The following is a 23,449-nucleotide window of genomic DNA, read 5'->3' as shown; positions in this document are numbered from 1 at the left end:
CGGAATCAGCCGCTGATGAACTTGGCCGCCAGCTGCGGGGCCGAGACGACGCGGACGCCGTCGAACCGGGCGAGCACCGTTCCGTCGGGGGCGCAGGCGGTGATGGTGAGTGACGCGGTGGTGGAGGTGCTGCCCTGGCCGGGCTCGACGACGATCAGGAACGGGGCGCCGTCGGGCAACGGGTGGTGCAGGTCGGCGCGGGCCAGCCCGAGAGGCAGGGACGCGCTGTCGCGGAACAGCCGGACCCAGACCAGGCCCGCCTGGAGCAGCAGGTCCGCGGTGCCGGGCGCGAACGCCGAGCCGCCGAACGCGCCGCCCTCGGGCCGCAGTTCGGGCAGTTCGCACTGCAGGACCAGCCGCGCCTCGTCCTCGGCCAGGAGACGGCGTATGCCGCGCAGAGCCGGGCCGTGGAAGAGGGTGCCGTCGGTGTAGAGGCCGTCGGCGTCCCGTCCGCCGCCGAGTGCCGGCAGGCCGCTGACGGTGGCGGGGGCCGGTGCGGCTCCGGGGCTGACCACGGCCGCGAAGTGCGGTCGTACGGCGCCCTTGGCGTCGGTGGAGCGGATGGCGACCTGAACCTGGTCGCCGGCCGGGGTCATGGTCAGGGCGAGCTGCTCGGGCCGGGTGTCGTCGAAGACGATGCCCTTGTGGACCTCGAAGTCGCTCACCTGGCGCACCTCGGTGCCGGTGCCGCGCTCGACCGCGCCGATGGCCCAGCCGAGGGCCACGACCGCGGGCAGCACGGGCGCCTCGCCGATCACGTGGTCGGCGACGATCGGGTCGCCGGGCAGGGCGTCCAGGCCGCGCTCGACGGTGACCGGGCCGGTGGCGGCCGCACGCTCGGGCTCCGACAGGGGGGTCGTCGGGCCGAGGACGGTCACCACGTCTCCGGCGCGCTCGGCGTCGAACTGCTCGGTGAACAGCCCGGCCCCGGTGCCGACCGGGATCAGGACGATGCCGCGCTCCTTGAAGACCGCCTTGATCTCCGGGGAGACCATGCCGCTGTCCCAGGCGCCCCAGTTCAGCGAGGTGACGCGGGCGGCGGGGTGGCGCTGCCTGAAGGAGGAGGCCCAGGCGTTGAGGACCTCGTTGGCCATCGCGTAGTCGGACTGGCCGCGGTTGCCGAAGAACCCGGCGACCGAGGAGAACAGCACCACGTGGCGCAGGTTCTCGGCGTCGAGCGCGTCGGCCACGGTGCGCAGCCCGGCCAGCTTCGGCGCGAAGACCCGCTCGATCTCGGAGGCCTTCTTGTTGGCGATGAGCTGGTCGGCCAGGACACCGGCGCCGTGCACCAGGCCGGTGACGCGCTCCTTGTACGGGGCGAGCGCGGCGGCCGTGGCGGCGGGGTCGGTGATGTCCACGGCGAGGTACTCGACGGTGCTGCCGGCGGCGGCGACCTCGGTGAGCGTGGCCCGGATCTCGCGGGCGCCGGTCACCGCGCGGAAGAGCTGCTCGACCCGCTTCGGGGTGGGCTTCTCGCCGGACGCCTTCAACCGGGCGGCGGCCGCGGCCTTCAGACCGGAGTCCTCGACGCCCTGCGCCCAGGCCGGCTCGTCCTCCAGCGGGGTGCGGCCGAGCAGGAGCAGGCCGGCCCTGTGGCGCCTGGCGAGTTCGGTGACGCAGTCGGCGGTGATGCCGCGTCCGCCTCCCGTGACGACGATCAGGTCCTCGGAGGTGAGGGCCGGGACGTCTCCCGTCGCCGGGTGCAGCGGCTGCTCGGCGAGGCCGAGTCCGAGGCGGCGGGTGCCGTCGTGGCCGGCCTGCGTGGCGTCGGTGGCCGCGTCCTGCGCCTCGGCCAGCACCAGGGCGGCGCCGGTCTCGGCGGTGAGCTCGGGGGCCAGGTCGACGGATCGGCAGAACAGCCGCGGCGCCTCCACGGCCAGCGTCTTGACCAGGCCCGCCACGCCCGCGGCCGGCGTCAGGTGCTCGGCGACGCCGGTGAGGCCGAAGGCGCCGTCGAGGCGGGTGACGGTGACGAAGGCGGCGCGGCCCGCGTCGGCCGCGGTGTTCAGCGCCTCGACCGCGTGCTTGGCCACCAGCAGCGTGTGCGCGAGGCGGCGCGTGCCCGCGGTGAAGTCGTCCTGGTGGGCGGCGGAGAGGTCGAGGACCAGGCTGATCCGGTCGGCGAGGACGAGTTCCATCTGCTCGGCGAGCTCGGTCACGCCCCAGCCGGACAGCGCGTGGTCCTTGACGCCGCTGATGCGCTGCGCGACACCGGGCAGCCGCAGCACGTGCACCCGCGTGCCGGTCTCGGTCAGCTGGGCCGCGAGCGCGGTCGCCAGTTCCGAGCCGTCGTCGACGATCAGCGTGCCGGAGCCGTTCGGGTAGGCGTCCACCAGCCGGTCGGGCGTGGGCAGTTCGACGAGCGCGGCCTGCGCGCGGCCGATGCCGCCACCGGGCTGCTCGTCCGGGCTCGGCGCGTCGGCCGCGACGGTGGCGGGGGTCGTGGTCTGCGTGCCGGTGGCGGCCGAGGTGCCGGCCATGAAGTCGACGATGTGGCGCAGGGTGCGTAGTTCGGCGAGCTGCTCGGGACCGGCGGCGGTGCCGGAGCCGAACTTCTCCTGCATCACACCCATGATCTCGACCCGCTTGATCGAGTCGATACCCAGATCCGCCTCGACATCCATGTCCAGATCGAGCATGTCCGCCGGGTAACCGGTCTTCGCTCCTACGACCTCCAGCAGAGCCGCCTCAACGCTCGCGGCGTCGACTGCGGGAGCGGCAGTCCCCGCGGGGGCGGCGGAAACGGCTGTGGGAGCCGAGGAGTTGGCCATGAAGCCGACGATGTCGCGCAACGTACGCAGTTCGGCCAGCTGCTCCGGACCGGCGGCGGTGCCACCACCGAACCGCTCCTGCATCACACCCATGATCTCGACCCGCTTGATCGAGTCGATACCCAGATCCGCCTCGACATCCATGTCCAGATCGAGCATGTCCGCCGGGTAGCCCGTCTTCGCTCCTACGACCTCCAGCAGAGCCGCCTCAACGCTCGCGGCGTCGACTGCGGGAGCGGCAGTCGCCGCGGGGGCGGCGGAAACGGACGTAGGGGCCGAGGAGTTGGCCATGAAGCCGACGATGTCGCGCAACGTGCGCAGCTCGGCCAGCTGCTCCGGACCGGCGGCGGCGCCGCCACCGAACCGCTCCTGCATCACACCCATGATCTCGACCCGCTTGATCGAGTCGATACCCAGATCCGCCTCGACGTCCATGTCGAGTTCGAGCATGTCCGTCGGATAACCGGTCTTGGCGCCGACGACCTCCAGCAGGGCCGCCTCCACACCGGCCGCGTCCACGCCGGGCGTGGTCGGCTCGGCGGCCGGTGCGGGCGGCTGTGCGGCGGTGGTCGGGGCGGTGATGGTCACCGGCTGCGGGGCGGGAGCCGGGGCCGGTGCGGTGGCCAGGGCCTGCGGGGCGGGGGCGAGGGCCGGGGCCAGGGCGGCCGGAGCCGCGGCGGGCAGGGCCGGCTGAGCCTCTGTGCGGGGCGCGGGCTGCACGGGAGCGGGGGCGGGCGCCGCGGTCGGGACCGCCGTGCCCAGCTCCAGGCCGGCGAGGTCGCGCAGGACCTCGTTGGCGCGCAGGTGGCTGCGTCCGATGTCCAGCCCGTGCTCCTTCACGGCGTTGACGCCGGGCAGGATCTGGCCCAGGTGGCCCTGCTCGGCGGCGCGTTCCAGCAGACCGGTCAGTCGCTGGGCGCTCTGGAGCTGGCTGTTCATGTAGTCGTCGTGCAGGGCGAGATGGTCGGCCACGAGATCGGCCAGGCGGTCACTGTCCACGTGAGGGGTCTCCATGACGGTGGAAGCAGGAGCGGGGGTCGGGTCGGCCGGGGCCGCCACCGGGCCGGGCTCGTGTACGGCCACGGCGGTGGACGACGACTGGGCGACGGGCGCCGTCGCGGGCTTCGAACTCGCGGCGGGGCGGGCTCCGTTGGAGATCGCCACCCGGGCGCTCGCCGGGGCGGGAGCCGATGCGGCGACGGTGCGCGGGGCGGCAGCGGGAGCAGGTGCCGGCTCGGGCGCGGGCGGGGGCGCGGGCGCGGCAGCCCCGCCGCCCGTCCCGGCCGAAGTCGCCGTCGGCGCCGACCCGTTGGTGCCGGGCAGGGTCGGTACGGCGATCGTGTAACCGTTGTCGATCGCGTCCCGGTACTTCGCCTTCCGCTCGGGAGAGACGTAGTTGATGCCGTTGAGGAGGATCGCCATGCCCTTGGCGGGCACCTCCTCCGCCACGGGCTCGACGTAGCGGTCGCCGGTGGCCAGTGGCAGTCCCTGGACGGCCAGTTGGGCCACGGCCTGCTTCAGGGCGACGTCCGCGTCGCGACCGGGGCCGGCGTCCAGGGAGATCGCCGTGTGCTCGCGGTCACCGAGGATGCGCCGGACGAGCTGGGTGAGCACGCTCCTGGGACCGAACTCCACGAACACCCGGTGCCCGGCCGCGTACATGTCCTCCACGCGCGTGGCGAAGTCGACGGGGTTGATGAGCTGTTCGGCGAGGACCGTGCGGTTGGCGGCGATGTCGTCGCCGTACGCGGCGCCCCTGGTGTTGGCGTAGACCGTGCCGGTGGGCGCGCTCACCTCGTGGCGCTCCACGTCGGCGCGGAAGGCGTCCAGGGCGTGGCCGACGAAGGAGGTGTGGAAGGCGGCGGAGACCGGCAGCCGCTTGGCGCGCAGTCCGGCCGCGGTGGCGTCGGCGACCAGGCGCTCGATCTCCTCGGTGGGACCGCCGACGACGATCTGGTCCGGGGCGTTGCGGTTGCAGACGACCAGGTCGGTGCGCTGCGCAAGCAGTTCGGCGACGCGCTCCTCGGTGGCGGGGACCGCGGCCATGGCGCCGGCGTCGAAGCCGGGGTCCTGCGGCGGCGCCATCGCCTTGCCGCGGGCCCGTGCGAGCGCGTGGAAGGCGTCGTCGGTGAGGGCGCCGGCGGCCCACAGGGCGGTGAGCTCGCCGAAGCTGTGGCCGAGGAAGCCCTCGGCGCGGAAGCCGAGTTCGGTCAGGTACGTGAACTGGCCGGCCGACAGCGCGCCGATGGCGGGCTGGGCGTAGGCGGTGGCGCGCAGCGCAGTCTCCTGCCCGGCGCGCTCCGCGTCGTCGAACACGGGCGGCGGGAAGGCGATGCGGGACAGCGGCTCGACGCCGTCGAAGTGACCGTTGGCGGCGTCGAAGGCGGCGCGCAGCGGAGGCAGCGCCATGACGGCGGAGCGGCCGGGGTTGACGTACTGGCTGCCCTGCCCGGCGAACAGCGCGGCGACCTTGCCGGAGGCCGCGGCGGTGCGGCGGAAGTACACGCCCTTGGGGTGCGCCCAGTCGTCGGCGTCGGGGCGGGCGCGCAGTTCGCCGAGGGCGAGGGTGCGCAGGTCGTCCAGCTCCTGCGCACTGCGCGCGACGAAGGCGATGCGCGCGTGGCCGGCGGGAGCCGGACCGCCGGTCGCGGGCGTGCCCGCGGCGAGGGCCGCGGTGAGCTGCGCGGTGTCGGGCGCGTGCCACAGGTGCACGGTCGCCACGGGGTGGGTGACGCGCAGGTCGTCACCGTCGCCGTACTCCTCCAGCACCACGTGGAAGTTGGTGCCGCCGAAGCCGAACGAGGACAGTGCGGCACGGCGCTTGGGCCGCTCCGGGGTGCGGATCCATGGCCGGGTCTCGGAGTTGACGTAGACGGGACCGCCCGTGAAGTCGATGGCGGGATTGGGCTCGTCCACGTTGATGGTGGGCGGGAGCACCTTGTGGTGCAGTGCGAGCGACAGCTTGATCATGCCGGCCGCGCCGGCTGCCGCCTTGGTGTGCCCGATCTGCGACTTGATGCTGCCCAGGGCGGCGAAGCGGTGCTCGTCGCTCGCGTCGGAGACCACGGCGGACAGGGCGCTGAGTTCGGTGGCGTCCCCGACGGCGGTGCCGGTGCCGTGCGCCTCGAACAGCTCGATGCTCGCCGGGGAGCAGTCGGCGTCCTCGTACGCGCGGCGCAGGGCGACCATCTGGCCCTCCTTGCGCGGGGCGTAGATGGACTTGAAGCGGCCGTCGCTGGAGGTGCCGATGCCGCGCAGCACGGCGTAGATCTTGTTGCCGTCGCGTTCGGCGTCCGAGAGGCGGCGCAGCGCGAGCATGCCGATGCCCTCGCCGATCAGGGTGCCGTCGGCGTCCTTGTCGAAGGGGCGGATGTGCCCGGACTTCGACAGCGCCGGCGTCTTGCTGAAGCACAGGTACATGAAGATCGTGTTCTCGGCGTCGCAGCCGCCGACCAGCATGGTGTCGGCGCGCCGCTCGACCAGCTCGCTGACCGCGGCGCGGACGGCGCCGAGGGAGCTGGCGCAGGCGGCGTCGATGGTCATGTTGATGCCGCCGAGGTCGAACCGGTTGGCGACGCGGCCAGCGACGACGTTGCCGAGCATGCCGGGGAAGGAGTTCTCCTCCCAAGGGGCGTACGCCAGGCGGAACTTGTTGACGATCTCCTCGGCGTCCCGCTGCGACAGACCGCAGCTCTGGACGACTTCCTTGAGCACGCCGCTCTGCAGTCGCGCGGTGAGCGGCTGGGTGAGCTGGTTGGCTCCGGTGATGCCGAGGACGACACCGGTGCGCGCCTTGTCGTACCAGGCCTGGTCGGCGCCGGCGTCCTTGAGCAGGTCGCGGGTGACGACGAGGCTGAGGAGCTGGAGGACGTCGGTGACCTCCAGGGTGTTGGGCGGCAGCCCGAACTCCAGCGGGTTGAACGGGGTGTCGGGGATGAAGCCGCCGCGCTTGGCGTACGTCTTGTCCGGCACGGTGGGGTCCGGGTCGTAGTGCTCGTCGACGTCCCAGTGGCCGGCGGGCACGTCGTCGATGCAGTCGGCGGCCGAGACGACGTTCGACCAGAACTCCCGCAGATTGCTGGACTTGGGGAAGAGCGCGGAGAGGCCGACGATGGCGATGGGATCCCGGGCGAGCCGACGGTCGAGGTCGGATTCCTGCGAAGAGTTCACGGCGAATCTCTCTGGATCTGGAGCGAACAGGGAGGTCGTGGGCGGCGGCCGGGCGGACCGGGCGAGCGGCCCGCGTCCGGCGGTGGCCGGTGCGGCTGGGGGGCCGGGGGCGGGCCGGCGGCGGTCCTGACGGGTGCGCTCTCGGGGAGGCGCCTGGTGGCGGGCCCCGGGTGGGCGGTGGGGGGATGAACCGGCCCGGTGCCCCCCGGGGTCACGCCGCGGCGGCGCGCTGCTCGGACTCCTCGGCGATGTGCGCGGCGAGGGCCTCGATGGTCGGGTGGTACCAGAGGGCGGTGGTACCGAGCTCGAAGCCCAGCCACTTCTCCATCTCGCCCGCGATGATCAGGGCGGCGGTGCTGTCGAGGTCGAGCTCGTCGAAGTACTGGTCCGGCGGGACCTCGGACGGGTCGACGCCCAGACGCGTCGCAATCTCGTCGATCAGCCACTTCTGGGCCTCGTCGGCCGTGATCTTCACCATTTCCGATCCTCTCCGAACGGCTTGTCGCACGTTTTCCGGGGGTTGGGTGGATTCCAGGAGCACGCCACGCAGCAAGAGGTACGGGGTGCTTGAGCAAGGGGAGCCACAACGGGCCGGGCGGAGCAATTGGTCCGCGTGCGTGAACCTACGGGGATGGCCGTCGACCGGCAACCGGCAAGGTGCTCTGCAAACCCTTTCGGTCTCTGCGGAAAGGGGCGCGTCGGCGGGACGACGCTCATGATACGCGCCCTGAACAGGGGCTTCTCAGCCGGGTAGTTCGGATCCTGAAGCGGTGTCAGGCTGCGGCAAAGATGTCAGCGCCCGTGTCAGCTCTCGCCGCGGCAATATGTTTTCCGTAGGCGCCGTGTATGACAGAAGCATTGCGCTGGCCGGGGCGCGCGTAAAGGTGCCGGACACCAAAAGGAGGGACTCGTCACCCGGAAGTCGACTCCTCGGCGGAAGGTTAATTCCGAGGAGTTCGGTTCCGGGGTCGAGTCCCTCCGTCAGGTCACGCGGAAGGCCGGTTCCACGGCTATATCGCGGGAATTCCGCCCTCCGTCGTCTTGGTGAGGTCCGGGGTGGCGGGCGCGGGGTCCGTCGCCGTCTGCGTTCCGCGTACGACGAGCAGGACGAGGATGCCCGCGACGACGGCCACCAGGCCGCCGGCGAGGAACACCCGGTCGAGGCCTGCGGCGTAGGCGTCCTCGATCACGCGCTGGGCGGCGGCCCGGGACTCCGCCGGGACGGAGGCGAGGACGGCCGTGGACTGTCCGCCGGTGACGAGGTCGGCCAGGGTGTCGGTGTGGGTGAAGCGGCCGCCGTCGGCCAGCTTGTCCGCGATGACGCCGGACAGGATGGTGCCGACGGCCGGGATGCCGAGGGCGAAGCCGAGTTGGCGGAAGGTGTTGGCGGCGCCGCCGGCCATGCCCATGCGGTCGGGCGGGGCCGCGGCGAGTGCGGCGGAGGCGAGGACCGGTGAGGCGATGCCGACGCCGGCGCCGGCCACCAGGAAGCCGGCCAGCAGGGCCGTCCAGCCGGAGGTGCCGGTCACGGACATCTCCAGGAACGAGCCGGTGCCGATCAGCAGCAGGCCGCCGCCGATGGGGTACTGCGGCGGGACGTTGGCGAGGAAGCGGCCGGCGAGCCCCGCGGCGAGGAAGGACATACCGCTGAACGGCATCAGGATCAGTCCGGCCTTGACCGGGCTCAACCCGAGCACCGACTGCGCCCACACGGAGACGAACACCAGGTTGGCGAAGGCGGCGGCGCTGAACACGACGGCCCCGGCCATCAGGGTGGCGAAGGAGGGCGTACGCATCAGGCGCAGGTCCAGCATCGGATCGCGCCGGCCGCGCTCGACGAGGACGAACAGCACCAGGGAGAGGGCCGATCCGCCGAACAGCGCCAGGGTGCCGCTGTCGCCCCAGCCGTCCTCGCCCGCGTGCAGCAGGCCGAAGATGAGCAGGGTGGCGACGAGGGTGAAGCCGATCGTGCCGGGCAGGTCGAGACGGCGGTCGGTGCGGGTGGCCGAGGCGGCCAGGTACCGGGTGCCGATGTAGAGGGCGACGGCGGCGACGGGCAGGTTGACCAGGAAGATCCAGCGCCAGTTCAGGTGCTCGGTGAGCAGGCCGCCCAGGATCGGGCCGGCGGCCGCGGCGGCGCCGTTGACCGCGCCCCACATGCCGAACGCCACACCGCGGTCGCGGCCCTGGTAATTGCTCGCCAGGAGTGCGGTGTTGGTGGCGAACATGGCGGCCGCGCCGAGGCCCTGCACACCGCGTGCGGCGATCAGCATCTGGCTGTCGGTGGCCAGGCCGCAGGCGAGGGAGGACAGGGCGAAGACGGCAAGACCGGCGAGGTAGACGCGCCGTGCGCCGAGCAGGTCCGACAGCGAGCCGATCGCCATCAGCAGGGCGGCGAGGACGAGGACGTAGATGTCCACGACCCATTGCAGGGCCGAGAACGAGGCGTCGAGCGAGTCGGTCATCTGGGGCAGTGCGACGCTCACGATGGTCACGTCGATGAGCAGCATGAAGGTGCCCAGGCACACGGCCAGCAGCGGCATCCATTTGCGCATGGCGTGGAGCCTCTCGGGGTGGTTCGGTGCAGGCGGGGAAGGTGGCCGCACCGGGCGGAAGGGGCGGCGGGAAAGGGTTTTCCCGCGGAGGTCCGACGACCTCTGTTAGTCACTGTCTAAGAGACTACATCATGCTGTTAGACAGTGGCTAATAAGTTAGAGTTGATCGTGCCTTGCGAGCCGCCGGGCATCACGCGCTGCAGCAACAGCGCCTCAGTGTGAGGTCGTTCGCCATGCCTGACTCAGCACCCCGCCGCCGGTCACGGGCCGCCGCGGGCAAGCCGCCGATCACGGCGGACAAGATCATCGACGCCGCGGTCGAGGTGACCGGGGAACTGGGACTCGACGGCCTGTCCATCCGGCAGATCTCCACCAGACTGGACGTCTGGCCGGGTGTGATCGCGTACCACGTCGGAGATCGCGAGGCCGTGGTCATGGGCGTGCTCGACCGTGTGATCGCCCGGATCCCGATCCCCGGCGACGACGTGCCGTGGCGCGACTGGTTCCGCGCCGTGATGTCCGAGGGGCGCACCATTTTGCGTCAATACCCGGGCGTGGCCCGGCGGTTGTGCGCCGTGGGGCCGAACGTCCCCTCGGCCCTGCCCACCATCGACACCGGTATCCGGGTGCTGATGAAGGCCGGGTTCGGCGAGCACGCGCCCGAGGCCTACCGCTATCTGTTCAACAGCGCGTTCACGCTGGTCGCGGTGGAGGACGACCGGGGTCAGTTCCCCACCGCGCGGGCCGACATGGGGCGCGCGATGGCCGCCTTCGCCGGGGACGAGTCGCAGCCGGGACTCTCGGCGGCGGGCACCACCGCCCGCGCGCGGAGCACCGATCCCGAGGCGATCGCGACTCAGGAGACGGAGTTCTTCCTGTTCACCGTCGAACGCTCCCTGGACGGCGCGGAGGCCATGCTGACGGCCGGCTGAAACAACCTGACAACGGCCTGCGGGGCCGCCCGGACGATGGTGTCCGGGCGGCCCCGCTGCCGTTCCCGGGGGTGGCGTGCCGCCCCCTGACGCGCGGCGGCCGCCGTCCTCGCCCGGACCGGCCGCAACCGGTCGACGGTGACGAGGACGGCGGCCTGGTGCGCCGTGCTCCGTGAAGCCTCCAACAGGCCCTAAGCCGTGGGCTGCTCCTGTTCCCGCGCGGCGTGGTCGTCGCTCAGTGCGGCGGTCAGATAGCCGGCGATCTCGCCCACCGTGGGGTAGTTCCACAGGAGCGTGGCCGGCAGCGCGACGCCCAGGTCGCGTTCGAGGGCGACGCGCACGGCCGTGGCGAGCAGCGAGTCGACGCCCGCCTCGGTCAGCGGCCGGTGCAGTCCTACGGCGGCGGGCTGGACGCCGAGCACGGCGGCGACCCGGGCGCGGACCTCGTCCAGCAGGTAGGCGGCCAGCTCGTCGCCGGACAGTCCGACCCAGTCAGGCACCTCGGCCGGCTCGCCCGCGTCGCCGCGGGCGAGTTCGGCCAGCAGCGCGGGCCGCGGGCCGGTGTGCCCGTGCCGCAGGCCGAGCACGGCCACCAGTGCGCTCACCGGGTGCGCGACCGTCTGGTCGAAGGCGCGCAGCGCCTGCTCCGGGGCGATGTCGGTGGTGCCGCGGGCGGCGAGTTCCACGTCGGTCGCCTCCGCCGCGGTCGCCATGCCCAGACCGCGCCAGCTCGTCCAGGCCAGCGAGACACTCTCCTGGTGCCCGGTGGTGCGCCGGTGCGCGGCGAGCACGTCGAGGAAGGTGTTGGCGGCGGCGTAGGCGCCCTGACCGGGCAGACCGAGCAGCGGTCCCGCGGAGGAGAACAGCACGAAGAAGTCCGTCGATCCCGGCGGGAACAGCTCGTGCAGCACCAGCGCGCCGTCCACCTTGGGCCGCATCACCGCACGCAGGTCGTCCTCGGCCAGACGGTGCATCAGCGCGCTGTGCACGGTGCCGGCGGCGTGCACCACGCCCCGCACGGGCGGCAGGTCGAGCGCGTCGAGCGCGGCCCATGTCGCGACCGGATCGGTGATGTCGGCCGCGACGGTGCGCACGGTGACGCCGGCCGCCTCCAGGCGCCGTAGCGCCTCGACTCGGGCATCGTCGTGAGGCCACTGCGCGCGCGGCGGGACGGGCGTGCGGCCCAGCAGCACGATGCGGCGGGCGCCGCGTTCGGCCAGATGCCCGGCGAGCTCCAGGCCGAGTACGCCGAGGCCGCCGGTGATCAGGTAGGTGCCGTCGGGACGGCAGGTGAACGGCTCGCCGTCCAGGGCGAGTTCGGCCGGCACCAGGCGCGGCACGCGGACGCCGTCCTCGGTGACGGAGACCACCGGTTCGGCGGGCCTGAGGTGCAGCAGGTTGAGCAGCAGCCGGGCGCTGCGCTCGCCGAGCGGGCCCGTCCCGAGGTCGACGACCCCGCCCCAGAACTCGGGGTGCTCACTCGCGGCGACGCGGCCCATGCCCCACAGCGGCGCCTGCGCGAGCGCGCCCGTGGAGACCGCCTCTCGTACGCCGCCGGTCAGGCACCACAGCTGCGGCCTGCGGCCGGGCAGCGCGGCGATCTCGGCGACCAGCCGGGCGAACTCGGTTGCCACGTCGGCCGGTTGGGACCCGTCCACGCCGTCCGGCAGACCGGGGGCGAACAGGACGTGCTCGGCGTCGGCGAGGGACGTGCGGTCGACGCTCACGGTCGCACCGTGCGCCGCGGCCTCGGGCACCAGGGAGCGGGCCAGCTCGGTCGGTCCGAGCACCAGCACCGTATGGCCGGTCAGCGTGGTCTGCGCCTCGGCGTCCACCGGGAAGTCCTGCCAGGCGACCTCGAAGCGCCCGGCGCCGAGGTCGTCGTCCGCCAGCTCGCCGTCCAGCTCCCCGTAGTGCAGCCCGCGCAGGGAGAGCAGCGAGCCGGCGTCGTCGCCCTCGCCGCGGATGTCGACGTGCACGGTGGTGGCCCGGTCGGTGTCCAGCCGTACGGCGATGGCCGCCCGGCGCGGCGGCGCACCGGCCCGGGTGACCTGGTCTATGTGCGCGGGCATGCGCAGCATGGCGGGCCCGGGGAAGATCACCGAGGCCATGGACAGCGCGGCGTCCAGGATCGCCGCCCAGCTGCGGTCCAGCGGGGCACTCGCGACGGCGGTCAACGCACCTTCTCCACAACGGAGTTCGTCGATGGTCCAGGGGTACCCCATGTCCGCGACACCGAGTTCGGCGAGCCGGTCGATGACGTATCCGCCGTCGAGCTCCTCGGACGCCTCCACGGCCACGGGTTCGACCGCCTCCCCGGCGCCGACGGCGGCCAGGGTGTGCGTGGCCCATGCCGTGTCCGGCGCACCGAGGCGGCGCGAGACGAGCCGTAGCGCGGTGCCCTCGCGCACGATCTGCACCTCGCGTGTCTCCGTCTGCGGCACGACGACCGGCTGGCGCAGCCTCACGTCGTTCAGTTCGTCGGTGTGGCCCGCCGTGAGGAAGGTGTTGAGCAGCACCGCCGCCGGCACGATCTCCGTGCCGAGGACGGGGTGCCGGCGCGGGTAGGGGCGGGTGCGGAATTCGAGGGTGGTCTGCCAGACCCGGGTGTGGGAGCCGTGCACGGCCGTCTCGGTGCCGAGCAGAGTGTCGACCGGCGGTTCCGTGCCGGTGCGGGCCTCGACCCAGTGCCGGTCGTGCTGCCATGCGGTCGTGGGCAGGTCGGTGCGGCGGCCCGCGGGCTGGAGCACCGTCCAGTCGACCGGCACGCCGTGGCAGTGCAGCCGGGCCAACGAGGTGAGCAGCGTGGGCAGTTCGGGCTGGCGGCGGCGCAGGCTGGGGGTGACGAGGGCGCCGGGTACATGGGCGACGACCTCGTTGACCGAGTGGCCGACCACCGGGTGCGCGGAGATCTCCAGGAACAGCCGGTGGCCGTCCTCGACGGCGGCTTCGACGGCCTGGTGGAAGCGGACCGGGTTGCGCAGGTTGGCCGCCCAGTAGCTCGCGTCCTGACGGCGGCCGCAGCGCGGGTCGTCGACGGCGGTCAGGTACACCGGCACCTGCGGCTCGCGGGGCTGAAGGCCGGCGACGGCGGCGGCGAGGTCGAGTGCCGCCTCGTCCATGTGCGCGCTGTGGAAGGCCACGTCGGAGTCGATACGGCGGACGGTCCAGCCCAGTTCGGCCCACTGCTCGGCGGCCTTGTCGACGGCCGGGATGTCACCGGCGACGACGGTGGACGACGGGGCGGCGGCGATGGCCGCGCACAGGGAGTCGGTGGCGCCGATGCGGTCGCGCACCTCGTCGAACGGCCGGTCCACCATGATCATGGCGCCCTTGCCGGCGACCTTGCGCAGCAGTACCGAGCGGCGGCAGATGAGCCGGGCGCCGTCCTCCTCGCTCAGCACCCCGGCGGTGACCGCGGCGGCGATCTCGCCGACGGAGTGCCCGATGATCGCACCCGGGGTGACGCCGTAGCGGCGCCAGACCGCGGCCAGGCCGATCTGCACGGCGAACAGCATGGACTGGATGACGTCCACCGAGTCCAGTTCGCCGTCGGTGAGGACCTGGCGCGGCGTGATGCCCATCTCCTCGGCGTAGACCGGGCCCAGCCGGTCGATCGCCGCGGCGAACACCGGCTCGGCGTCGAGGAGTTCACGACCCATGCCCGACCACTGCGCGCCGTGCCCGGAGAACACCCACACGGGCCCGTCGACCGGGCCCGAGGGCTCGCCGGTGACGACCTGCGGATGCGGTTCCCCATGGGCCAACGCGGCCAGGCACTCGGCGAGTTCGGCCCGGTCGGCGGCCACGACGGCGGCGCGGGCGCCGAGGTGGGCACGGCGGTGCGCGAGGGTGTGTCCGACGTCGGCGAGCGCGTGGGCGTCGAGGGTGTCGGCGAGGCGGCGGGCCTGGCCGACGATGCCGAAGCCGGTGGCCGAGGACAGGGGGTACAAGGTCGGACCGGCGGCGGGCTCCGAACTCTCCGGCGCGGCTCCCGGCTCCGTATGCGCGATGGCGTGGCCCGGTACGGGCGCCTGCTCCAGCACCACGTGCGCGATGGTGCCGCCGTACCCGTAGCTCGCCACACCCGCCAGGCGCGGGCGGTCGGACTCGGGCCAGGCGGTCGGCTCGGTGACCAGGCGCAGCCCGGACGTCTCCCAGGGGATGTCCCGGCGCGGGCCGTCGACGGACAGGGTGGGCGGGATGACGCCGTGCTCCATGGCCAGCGCGGTCTTGATGAGGCCGGCGATGCCGGCGGCGGCCTCGCAGTGGCCGATGTTGGTCTTCACGGAGCCGATGAGGCACGGCTGCCGGCCCTGGTCCCGGTTGCCGACGACCTCCGCGAGGGCCGCCGCCTCGATGGGGTCGCCGACGCGGGTACCGGTGCCGTGCGCCTCGACGTAGTCGACCTCGTGCGGGGCGATGCCGGCGGCCTCGTAGGCCTTGCGCAGCAGGTGCGCCTGCGCGGTGGGGCTGGGCGCCATGATGCCTTCGGTACGGCCGTCCTGGTGGACGGCGCTGCCGCGGATCAGGGCGAGGACGCGGTCGCCGTCGCGCCGGGCGTCGGACAGGCGCTTGAGTACGACGACGCCGCAGCCCTCGCCGCGGCCGTAGCCGTTGGCGGCCTCGTCGAAGGCCTTGGAGCGGCCGTCGGCCGAGATCGCGCCCGCCGTGTCGAGAACGGCCGTCAGGCCGGGACCCGCCATGAGCATCACGCCGCCGGCGAGCGCCACCGGCACCTCGTCGCTGCGCAGGCTCGCGCACGCCTGGTGCACCGCCACCAGCGAGGAGGAACAGGCGGTGTCGACGGCGAGGGAGGGGCCGCGCAGGTCGAGCGTGTAGGAGACCCGGTTGGGCACGCCGCACAGGGAGGAGCCGATGCCGGTCCAGGCCTCGACGCCGGGCAGGTCCTCCAGCAGGCGGCGGCCGTAGTCGTCGGTGCCGACGCCGATGAACACGCCGGTGTCGCTGCCGGCCAGGGAGGTGGGCGGGATGCCGGCGTGCTCCAGGGCCTCCCAGGCGACCTCCAGCGCGATGCGCTGCTGCGGGTCGAGCTGGCGCGCCTCGGTCGCGGAGATGCCGAAGAAGGCGGCGTCGAAGCCGGAGATGTCGTCGAGGAACGAGCCGCGCGCGGTGACGCGGGTCAGGACGGCCGCGTTCTCCCGGGACTGCGCGCGCTGCGGCGCCCACCGGTCCTCCGGTATCGGCCCGGACGCGTCCCGCGCGTCCATCAGCAGCTCCCACAGCGCCTGCGGGCTGTCGGCGCCACCGGCGAAGCGGCAGCCGACACCGACGACCGCGATCGGCTCGGACGGGCCTGCGGACGCGCTGGAGGACGGAGCCGACGGCGCGCTGGAGGACGGGCTCGGGGACAGGGGGGACTGCTCACTCATGGAGTCACCGCTCACGGTTCGATGCCGATCTCGGGGGACGACGTGGGGAGTTGCCTCGCGCACGGCGTGCGGCGCGAGAAGGAAGGGTCGGGTCCTGGTGCCGAGGCGTGCGCGGCGGGCGTCAGAAGTACATGACCGCCTTGTCCCAGTCCTCACCCTCGGCGAACAGGTAGCGGGCCTTGAGGATGTCGCGCCGGGCGGTCAGTGCCTCGGTCGGGACGAGGGTGCCCTGGGGCAGGCCGGTGATCCGGTGCGGGACGCCCAGTTCGCGGTCGAGGGCGGCGCCGAGTTCCTTGGCGGCCCGCTCGCGCACGGGCTCCGGCGCCTCGAACTCCAGGCGCAGCACGTCGGAGTGGGCCATGGCCCGCCAGAACATCACCTCGTACTCGGCCGGGAGGCTGAACACCAGCTCTTCCAGGCGCTGTTGGGTCACGGTGGCGGAGCCCACGGTGTGCTCGGCGCCGGCCCGGCCGAGCACCGTGACGGTGGGCAGCAGCCAGCCGCAGGAGCACGCGCCGGCGGACACCTCGACCTCGTCGGCGAGGTTGTAGCGCAGCAGCGGCATCGCGTCGCGGTACAGCGGGGTGACCACCATCTGTCCGCGGCCCTCGTCCGACAGCGTGCCGGTCGCCGGGTCGTAGACCTCGAAGACGGCGCGGTCGGCCCACAGGTGCATGCGGCCCTCGGGGCACTGTCCCGCGATGGTGCCGGTCTCCGTCGAGCCGTACTCCTCGACGATCGGGATGCCGCCCCAGATCTCGCTCAGCCGCTGCCGGCGGACCTCGGTCAGCGGTTCGGCGGCGGTGAACATGGCACGCAGGGCGGGGAAGTCCTGCTCGGGGCGCAGACCGGCCGCCTTGGCGGCGGCCGCCAGCATGGTGATCTCGGTCGGGTTGCACCAAGTGAGCGTCACGTCCAGGGACTTCAGGACGCGCACCATGCGGGAGAGCGGGGTGGCGAGCGAGCGGGCGTCGCCGGGGACGATCGTCGCGCCGCGCAACCGGCCCGCGGCCTGCGCGAGATGACCGGTGATGACCAGGCCGTAGGGCGTGCGGACGAGGAAGGTGTCGGAGGGGTTGATGCCGGTCCACTTGCGGGCGTACCGCTCGGCGAGGTCGGTCCAGTCCTCCTCCGTGTAGTAGGAGGCGGTGGGCTCGCCGGCGGTACCGCTGGACTCGTGGTAGGTGGCGAGCTGCTCGCGCTCGACGGCGAGCATCCCGAACGGGTACTGGTCCCGCAAATCCTGCTTGGTGGTCAGCGCGATGCCGGCGAAGTCGTCCGCGCCGCGCGGCGGGGTGACGCCCTCGTAGCGGGCCGCGTAGAAGGGCGACCGCAGCGCCTGCGCGAGGACCCGCGGCAGCTGGGAGCGTTGCAGTTCGGCCAATTCGGCGGGGGTCGACCAGTCACCGGGTTCCGGACGCGACCGCGACATCGGTATCTCCCTCATGTGTGCCCTGGGTCCTGTCTGATGGATCAGCCCGGGACGGCGGGGTGGTTGGCGCGCACCCCGCTCACCGGCGTTCGCCCGGTGCTGACTTGGGATCCCGAGCGGCTCCGGGAAGACAGGCCCCGGCCGTACGGGGAATGTCGGCGCGGCGGCTGCGCGAGCAGTAGCACATCAATTCGGCCAGGACGGCGGCGCGAGTAGTCGCCACTCAATTCGGCCACCCACGGCGGGCCTTCACCGGGCCTCCACAGGCGCTCCACCGCGCCGTGCCCGGCACGTCGGGGGTGGGCGGCCCGCAGGGCTTGAGTGCCGCCCACTCATGAGACCGGCCGCCCCCGCTGCTGTGCTTACGGCCGACGCACCAACCGTCCGCCGCATCCCCACATCCCCGCACCACCCGTCCCCGGCACCGACGCACCCCCTCGGCCCAGGGCCGCCCGGCCACACGGGCCGACGCGGACCCAGAGCACTTCCCCGCACGTCCGTGCCGCCCCGAGAACCTCGCACGCCTGCGCCGCCCCGCTTTCCCCCTACGTCCGTGCCGCCACGAATTCCGCACGTCCGTCCCGCCACGAACTTGCGTACGTCAGTGCCGCCACGAATTCCCCGCATACGAAGGACACGAAGGAGTCGGCTCGATGAGGACTGCGAACCTGTATCTCGCCGGGATCGGCAGCCATGTGCCGCCGCTGTTCCCTGCCGAGCGCGCGGTCGCCGAGGGACTGTACGACGAGGAGGCGCGGCAGGCCTCCGGCATGCGGTCGGCCGCCGTGAGCGAGTCGACGCCGGCCCCGCAGCTGGCGATCGACGCGGCGCGGGCCGCGCTGGCCGGCTCCGGGCACGGCCCGGACGACATCGGCATCCTGCTGCACAGCTACACACACCACCAGGGCCCCGACGGCTGGTCGGCGGTGCACTACATCCTCAACAACACCGTCGACAAGCCGGTGCCCGCCGTCGAGATCAAGCAGGGCTGCCTGGGCATGCTGGCCTCGCTGGAGGTCGCCGCCAACCGGCTGACGGCCAACCCGACGCACGAGGCCGCGCTCATCACCACGGGGGACAACTACTCCACCCCCGGCGTCGAACGCTGGCGCGCCTCGGGCCTGTTCGTGCTCGCCGACGCGGGCGCGTCCGTGGTGCTCTCGCGCCGCTCCGGCTTCGCCGAACTGCTGGCCCTGGACTCGCTGTCCGATTCCTCGATGGAGATCCTGCACCGCGCCGGCGAGGAGCTGTTCCCGCCCGGTGTCACGCGCGGCCGCGGGCTGAACTTCGCCGAGCGCGCCGAGAAGGTGCGCGAGCAGTGGGCGGCGGGCCAGGCCCCGCCCATCAAGAACTTCGGCGACCGGGTCGCGGAGATCGCCGAACGCACCCTGAAGCAGGCCGACGTGACGTGGGACCAGATCGTCAAGGTGTGCCACGTCGGATTCGGCCGGCCCGCCCTGGAGGCGATGTTCCTGCTGCCGCTCGACGTCCCCGAGCACCAGACCGTGTGGGAGTACGTCAGCACCATCGGGCACACCGGCGCCGCCGACCTCTTCCTGGGCCTGGAGCACGTCTGGCGCACCGGCCAGGTGCAGCCCGGCGACCACGTGCTGCTGATCGGTGCGAGCACCGGCATGGAGGCCGGCGCCGCCGTCGTCCGCATCACCGAGCCGGCGCCCGCCACCGCGTCGACTCCCCGTTCCGCTCCCGAGTCCGCTCCCAAGTCCGAGTAGGAACAGACGACATGCTCGAGGGATTCACCCCCTGGCCCGAGGACGTCGCGCGCCGCTACCGCGACCAGGGCCTCTGGCGCGGCGAGACGCTCGGCACGGTGCTGCGCCAGGCCGCGCGGCGGTACGGCGACAAGCCCGCCCTGATCCACGGTGAGCGGCGGATCAGCTACGCCGAACTCGACCGCTGGACGGACCGGTTGGCGGCCGGCTTCGCCGCCAACGGGCTGCGCGCCGGCGACCGCGTCGTGGTGCAGCTGCCCAACGTGCCGGACTTCGTGGCGATCGCCTTCGCCCTGATGCGGCTCGGCGTGAAGCTCGTCTTCTCGCTGCCGGCGCACCGGGCCACCGAGATCACCCATCTGGTACGGCTGAGCGGCGCGGTCGGCTACCTGGTGCCGGAGTCGCACCGCGGCTTCGACCACGTGGAGATGGCCCGGCGGGTCCAGGCCGAGACCGGGACACTCACCTCCCTGTTCGTGCTGGGCGCGAAGACCGACGGCTTCGTGTCGGTCGAGGAACTGGAGGCGGCCGACCCCGACCCGCGGCCGCTGCCCGAACCCGGTGCGGCGGACGTGGCGTTCTTCCTGCTGTCCGGCGGCACGACGGCCCTGCCCAAGCTGATCCCGCGCACCCACGACGACTACGTCTACATGGCGCATCGCGCGGCCCAGGTCTGCGAGTTGACCGGGGACGACGTGTATCTCGCCGTCCTGCCCATCGAGTTCAACTTCGCCTTCGGCTGCCCCGGCCTGATCGGCACGTTCCTCACCGGCGGCACCGCGGTGCTGGCCGACACCCCCAACCCCCTGGACTGCTTCCCGCTGATCGAGCGGCACCGGGCCACCGTCACCGCCATGGTGCCCTCGATCATGGCGCTGTGGCTGGAGGCGGCCGAGTGGGCCGAGGACGACCTGGTCAGTCTGCGCCTGGTGCAGGTCGGCGGGGCGCGCATGACCCGCGAGTTCACCTCCCGGATCCGGCCCACGCTGGGCGCGGAGCTCCAGCAGGTGTTCGGCATGGCGGAGGGTCTGCTGACCTTCAGCCGGCCGGGCGACCCGGAGGAGTCGCGGCTCACGACCCAGGGCAAGCCGGTCTCCAGCGCCGACGAACTGCTGATCGTCGACGAGGAGGGCCGGCCGCTGCCTCCGGGCCGGATCGGCGAGCTGGTCACCCGCGGCCCGTACACACTGCGCGGCTACTACCGGACGCCGGAGCACAACCGCCGCGCGTTCACCGCCGACGGCTTCTACCGCAGCGGCGACCTGGCCCGGCTCACCGAGGAAGGTGACCTGGTCATCGAGGGCCGTATCAAGGAGACCATCATCCGCGGCGGCGACAAGATCGCCGCGGGTGAGGTCGAGGACCTGCTGCTCGCCCATCCCGCGATCGCCGCCGTGGCCGTGATCGGCGTACCCGACGAGTTCCTGGGCGAGCGGATCTGCGCCTATCTCGTCGCCGACGGCGCGGAGGTCTCCCTCGCCGACCTCAAACAGGCGGTGCACGCGCAGGGCGTGGCCGACTACAAGCTGCCCGACCTCGTGCGCTACGTGCCCGAGCTCCCCCTGACCCCTCTCGGCAAAGTCGACAAGAAGGCGCTGGCCGCACACGCCGCGTCCGAGCAGGAAGGCTGACGTGGACACCTCTCCGTTCCCGACCGAACTCGAGCTGCGCTCGATCGTCGCGCCCGTGCTGGGCATCGAGCCCGGCCGGATCGAGCCGGCCGCCAACCTGGTGCTGCTCGGGCTGAGTTCGCTGGAGATCATGCGGCTGGTCAGCCGCTGGCGCAAGGCGGGCATCCCGGTGCAGTTCGACGCCCTGGTGGCCGCGCCGACGCTGTCCGGCTGGGCCGCCCACTTCGCGTCGCTGGCCGCTCCGAGCGACCCGGGGGCGGCGTGATGGCCGCCACCCTGATCACCGGCGGCACCGTCTACACCGCCGACGCGCAGGAGTCCGTGCACGAGCGCGGCGCCGTCCTGATCGTGGAGGACAAGGTCGCCGCCGTGGGTCCGGCCGCCCAGGTCGAGCAGACCGCGGCCGCCCTGCCCGCGCCCGTACGGTCGCGGCTGCGCACCGTCGACGCGAGCCGGATGATGGTGCTGCCCGGCTTCGTCAACGCCCACTGGCACGAGATGTTCGCGATGGGCTTCACCATGCGCGGCGCGCTCCGCCCGGCCTCCGACCGCGCCGACCAGGCCGCCTTCATGGCCGGCGGCGGCGACATGCACCAGATCTCCCAGACCTTCGACCGCTTCGACCCCCTCATCGAGGCGATGACGCCGGACGAGGCGCAGGCCATCGCCGAGTACTCGATGTGGATCCAGCTGCGCGGCGGGGTGACCACCCTCGGCGACATGGGCTCCCTCAACCGGCCCCTGTCGATGGTCGCCGCCGCCCGCCGCCTGGGCCTCCGGTTCTCCGCGAGCACGTGGGCGAGCGACGCCGTCTGCCCGCCGGACGGCTCCCGCCACCTGCGCACCCGCGACACCGACACGGTGCTGGCCGGCTTCGAGTCGCTGCTCGGTGCGGTCGCCTCGGACACCACCGGGCGCATCCGGTGCCGCCCGAACATCTCCTACGTCACCAACATGACCGATGAACTGGCGCGCGGCATGGCCGACTTGGTCGTACGGCACGACCTGCCGTTCGCCACCCACGTGGGCGCGCTGCGCAACGAGGTCGAGGCGATGCGCACCTACTACAGCGAGAGCGGGCTGCGCCGCCTGGAGGAGGCCGGCCTGGTAGACGGCCGGCTGATGGCCGGGCACGCCGCCTTCCTGGACGAGCACGAGCAGAAGCTGATGCTCTCCGCCCGCGCGCACATCAGCCACTCCCCCGGCAAGTACGGGCCCTCCGGCGAGTCCTCGCTGACCGAGACCGGGGTGGTGCCGGCACTGCGCCGGGCCGGCCTCGACGTGTCGCTGTCGACCGACGCGGCCGCCCTGCCGGGCGCCGGGATGGCCGAGACGATGCGCGCCGCCTGGCAGATGTACAACGAGATGAGCGCCGACCCGACCGACGTACTGCCCACCGACGCGCTCGCCATGTCCACGCGCATCGCGGCCAAGGGCCTGCGCTGGGACGACTCCGTCGGCAGCCTGGAGCCCGGCAAACAGGCCGACCTGCTGCTGGTGCGCACCGACGACTGGCGCTACCTGCTCAATCCTCGGCCGCTGGAGAGCTTCCTGTGGCTGGCCGGCTCCGCGGACGTCGACACGGTGGTCGTAGGCGGCCGCACCCTGGTCACCGGCGGCCGGGGCGTCGAGGTCGACGAGGCGGCCCTGCGCGACCGCTACCTGGAGGCGCTGCGCGGGTTCACCACGCGCGCCCTGCGCGTGCCCGCCGAGGCGGTCGACGCCGTCCTGGGAAGGGTGGCCCGATGAACGCCTCTCCTACGACCGCGCCCACGACGGCCGTTGGGCCCGGCACCGAGTGGTCGGGAGCCGCCGTGGTCACGGGCGCGGCCGGCGGTATCGGCGCCGCGATCGCCACGGCCCTGGCTGCCGCCGGCGTCCCCGTCGCCCTGCTGGACCGCGAACCCGTGCCGCTGTGGGAACTGGCGGACCAGCTCGGCGGATCGGGCGCGGGCGTGCTGGCACTCCCCGTGGACGTCACCGACAGCGTCGACGTGGACACCGCCGTCGCCAAGGTCGAGGCCGAACTCGGCCCGATCGCCTACCTCGTCAACGGCGCCGGCATCCTGCGCAGCGGCCCGGCGCCGGAGCTCAGCGACGACGAGTGGGACGCCACGCTCGCGGTCAACGCGGGCGGAGTGTTCCGCGTCAGCCGGGCCGTGGCCCGCCGGATGATCCCCCGCGGACGAGGCTCCATCGTCACCATCGCCTCCAACGCGGCCCTCACGCCCCGGACTTCGATGGCCGCCTACGCCGCCTCCAAGGCCGCCTCGCTGATGTTCACCAAGTGCCTCGGCCTGGAGCTGGCCGAGCACGGCATCCGCTGCAACACCGTCGCACCGGGGTCGACCAGGACCTCGATGCTGACCGCGCTGCAGGGCGACGCCGCCGAGCGGGCGTCGATCGACGGTGTTCCGGCGGCCTACCGGGTCGGCATCCCGCTGGGCCGGATCGCCGAACCCGCCCATATCGCCGACGCCGTCCTGTTCCTGCTCTCCGAGCGCTCCGACCACATCACCCTTCAGGACCTCACCGTGGACGGCGGCGCGGCACTGGGCGCCTGACCACACATCCCCGAAAGCCGCACACCCCGCCGGCCGCACATCCCTTCAGGCCGCACATCCCGTAGGCCGCGAACCGGCCGCCCACCCCGCCTCGAGCAACTCCCCTCCAGACCGGCCCCCTTCACCGGGCCGCCCGCCCGGGACCCCTCCTCCCGTTCCGGGCGCGGAGGGCGCCCGGGACCGACTCCCCCACGGTCCCGGGCGCCCTCACTGGCACGCGGTCGGTGTTCCCGGCACCGGGGACCGCTGCGGGCCGTCATCCGACCAG

General features: G+C 73.1%; 11 protein-coding genes. 6 read left to right on the top strand and 5 right to left on the bottom strand.

All coding sequences use genetic code 11. The features are described from left to right. Window positions 1–5 precede the first annotated feature (5 nt). From ACGFYN_RS30245 to ACGFYN_RS30235, 3 genes are all read right to left on the bottom strand, one after another. The gene (locus ACGFYN_RS30245; protein ID WP_393869064.1) at window positions 6–6,941 is read right to left on the bottom strand and encodes an SDR family NAD(P)-dependent oxidoreductase; all 6,936 of its coding nucleotides are present in this window, start codon (window positions 6,939–6,941) and stop codon (window positions 6–8) included. A 211-nt stretch (window positions 6,942–7,152) separates the two neighbouring features. Continuing rightward, complete coding sequence (locus ACGFYN_RS30240) at window positions 7,153–7,419, bottom strand: acyl carrier protein (protein WP_393869063.1); 267 nt, start codon at window positions 7,417–7,419, stop codon at window positions 7,153–7,155. A gap of 532 nt (window positions 7,420–7,951) precedes the next feature. Further along, window positions 7,952–9,496 (bottom strand): MFS transporter, encoded by a 1,545-nt coding sequence (locus ACGFYN_RS30235; protein WP_393869062.1) that lies wholly within the window; start codon window positions 9,494–9,496, stop codon window positions 7,952–7,954. Window positions 9,497–9,729: 233 nt separating this feature from the next. On the opposite strand from ACGFYN_RS30235, the gene ACGFYN_RS30230 reads away from it, so the two are divergent. Next, entirely contained in the window at window positions 9,730–10,428 is a 699-nt protein-coding gene (locus ACGFYN_RS30230; RefSeq protein ID WP_393869061.1) for a TetR/AcrR family transcriptional regulator, read from the top strand. A gap of 191 nt (window positions 10,429–10,619) precedes the next feature. Here ACGFYN_RS30230 and ACGFYN_RS30225 read toward each other — a convergent pair whose 3' ends face one another. Beyond that, window positions 10,620–15,821, bottom strand: coding sequence for an SDR family NAD(P)-dependent oxidoreductase (locus ACGFYN_RS30225; RefSeq protein WP_393869060.1), 5,202 nt, complete (start codon window positions 15,819–15,821; stop codon window positions 10,620–10,622). A 121-nt stretch (window positions 15,822–15,942) separates the two neighbouring features. After that, the gene (locus ACGFYN_RS30220) at window positions 15,943–17,253 is read right to left on the bottom strand and encodes a phenylacetate--CoA ligase family protein (protein ID WP_393869059.1); all 1,311 of its coding nucleotides are present in this window, start codon (window positions 17,251–17,253) and stop codon (window positions 15,943–15,945) included. 653 nt (window positions 17,254–17,906) lie between these two features. On the opposite strand from ACGFYN_RS30220, the gene ACGFYN_RS30215 reads away from it, so the two are divergent. The 5 genes from ACGFYN_RS30215 to ACGFYN_RS30195 are packed head-to-tail and all read left to right on the top strand — an operon-like array spanning window position 17,907 to window position 23,181. Continuing rightward, window positions 17,907–18,986 carry a ketoacyl-ACP synthase III family protein gene (locus ACGFYN_RS30215; RefSeq protein WP_393869058.1) on the top strand — a complete coding sequence of 360 codons (1,080 nt, stop codon included), beginning with the start codon at window positions 17,907–17,909 and terminating at the stop codon, window positions 18,984–18,986. Between the two features lie 11 nt (window positions 18,987–18,997). After that, window positions 18,998–20,617 carry a (2,3-dihydroxybenzoyl)adenylate synthase gene (locus ACGFYN_RS30210; protein ID WP_393869057.1) on the top strand — a complete coding sequence of 540 codons (1,620 nt, stop codon included), beginning with the start codon at window positions 18,998–19,000 and terminating at the stop codon, window positions 20,615–20,617. Between the two features lies 1 nt (window position 20,618). Then, the gene (locus ACGFYN_RS30205; RefSeq protein WP_393869056.1) at window positions 20,619–20,882 is read left to right on the top strand and encodes a phosphopantetheine-binding protein; all 264 of its coding nucleotides are present in this window, start codon (window positions 20,619–20,621) and stop codon (window positions 20,880–20,882) included. Continuing rightward, on the top strand, window positions 20,882–22,366 hold the full coding sequence (locus tag ACGFYN_RS30200) for an amidohydrolase family protein (protein WP_393869055.1): 1,485 nt from the start codon (window positions 20,882–20,884) through the stop codon (window positions 22,364–22,366). Before ACGFYN_RS30205 ends, ACGFYN_RS30200 begins: the two co-directional genes overlap by 1 nt. After that, window positions 22,363–23,181 (top strand): 2,3-dihydro-2,3-dihydroxybenzoate dehydrogenase, encoded by an 819-nt coding sequence (locus tag ACGFYN_RS30195; protein WP_393869054.1) that lies wholly within the window; start codon window positions 22,363–22,365, stop codon window positions 23,179–23,181. Before ACGFYN_RS30200 ends, ACGFYN_RS30195 begins: the two co-directional genes overlap by 4 nt. Window positions 23,182–23,449 lie beyond the last annotated feature (268 nt).

Origin of the sequence: Streptomyces sp. NPDC048419, from assembly GCF_043200415.1 — a bacterium.
GTDB lineage: Bacteria > Actinomycetota > Actinomycetes > Streptomycetales > Streptomycetaceae > Streptomyces.
Note: the sequence above shows the minus strand (reverse complement) of the source record. Positions and strands in the feature narration are given on the sequence as shown.